This window comes from Streptomyces sp. NPDC055078, assembly GCF_053607985.1.
In genome coordinates, this window is sequence record NZ_JBSGUP010001099.1 from 1 (window position 1) to 1428 (window position 1428).

The 1428-nt window shown below is 67.4% G+C and carries 2 protein-coding genes and 1 tRNA gene; 1 reads left to right on the top strand and 2 read right to left on the bottom strand.

The window, feature by feature from the left end; translation table 11 throughout:
• Positions 1-71 (bottom strand) — tRNA-Val (locus ACWF94_RS40445).
• Positions 72-126: 55 nt separating this feature from the next.
• Positions 127-681: a TIGR02611 family protein gene (locus tag ACWF94_RS40450; protein WP_453500284.1), complete on the bottom strand. Its 555-nt coding sequence runs from the start codon at positions 679-681 to the stop codon at positions 127-129.
• Positions 682-871: 190 nt separating this feature from the next.
• Between ACWF94_RS40450 and ACWF94_RS40455 the strand changes: the two genes are divergently transcribed.
• Entirely contained in the window at positions 872-1285 is a 414-nt protein-coding gene (locus ACWF94_RS40455) for an SsgA family sporulation/cell division regulator (RefSeq protein WP_003959770.1), read from the top strand.
• Positions 1286-1428: the final 143 nt, after the last annotated feature.

The window sequence follows — 1428 nt, forward strand, 5'->3', positions numbered from 1 at the left end:
GGGCGATACTGGGTTCGAACCAGTGACCTCTTCGGTGTGAACGAAGCGCTCTCCCACTGAGCTAATCGCCCGGGCGCATCGCACACATTACCCCAAGTCAGCGGGGATCCCCGACCGGTTATCGGGTCAGGATTCGATCTTCCATGGCAGGGTGAGGCCGAATTTCCAGAGGTAGATTCCGGCGAGCGCCGCGCAGATCACCACACCGACACTGGTGAGGATGATGTTGCGCCGCCGGACCCTCGGGTCGAGCGCTTTCTGCGCCGCCTCGCTCACCTTGCGCTTGGTCCAGCGCAGGACGAGCTGGGCCCAGACGAACTCGGTCGCCCAGATCGCCATTCCCGCGAAGATCACCACCCAGCCTGGCCCCGGCAGCACCAGCATGGCCACACCCGCGGAGACGACCGCGAGACCGACCACGAAGACGCCGACCTGCCAGCTGAGATGCAGGGTCTTGCGCGCCTTGATGAAATCCGGCGCACGCGAGCCGAGCGGCTTCTCTGTCTTTCCGCCGTTCCCGCCGTTCCCGCCGTTCCCGCCGTTCCCGCCGTTCCCGCCGTTCCCGCCGTCGCCGCCGCTCCCGTCGGTGACCACGCCGTCCGACGCCTGCCGCGCCCCGTCGGCGGGCTCCGTCTCACCAGCCGCCACCGCGACCTCCGTGCCGTTACTCCCCGTGTTCATGCAGGTCAATCTACCTGACGGAGAGGAGTCACCGGAATGGTCCCAGGGGACGATGATTCACTCCGCCGATAGGGGTACCTAAAGTCACCCAAAACCCTCAGAGGGGTTTACAACGGCACCGTAGGTGGCATGTCGATTTCGCCGACGTGCGAATCCCCGAGCGCACACTGAGCGAAAGGCCCTGGCGCTTATGAACACCACGGTCAGCTGCGAGCTGCACCTGCGCCTCGTTGTATCGAGCGAGTCTTCACTGCCTGTACCCGCGGGCCTGCGGTATGACACGGCCGATCCCTATGCCGTGCACGCCACCTTCCACACCGGAGCCGAAGAGACCGTCGAATGGGTGTTCGCCCGCGACCTTCTCGCCGAGGGTCTGCACCGGCCCACCGGCACGGGTGACGTCAGAGTCTGGCCGTCCCGCAGCCATGGCCAGGGCGTCGTCTGTATCGCGCTCAGCTCCCCGGAGGGCGAAGCCCTGCTCGAAGCCCCGGCGCGGGCCCTGGAGTCGTTCCTGAAGCGGACCGACGCCGCGGTGCCACCCGGCACCGAGCACCGTCACTTCGATCTCGACACGGAGCTGTCGCACATCCTGGCCGAGAGCTGAGCCAGGCCGCGAGCTGCACGGCGCCGTCCGACTCGGGGAGACGGCGCCGCGCGGACAACCACATACGGCGGATCATCGGCGCCGGCACCCCGGATTACAGCGCCGGGACGGCGCCGATTCGGAAGGGGCCCGGCCGCGAGAGT

What these genes read in the sequence shown, in the direction of transcription:
- ACWF94_RS40450 (WP_453500284.1), bottom strand. Translation starts at nt 681, where the DNA reads ATGAACACGGGGAGTAACGGCACGGAGGTCGCGGTGGCGGCTGGTGAG.
- ACWF94_RS40455 (WP_003959770.1), top strand. Translation starts at nt 872, where the DNA reads ATGAACACCACGGTCAGCTGCGAGCTGCACCTGCGCCTCGTTGTATCG.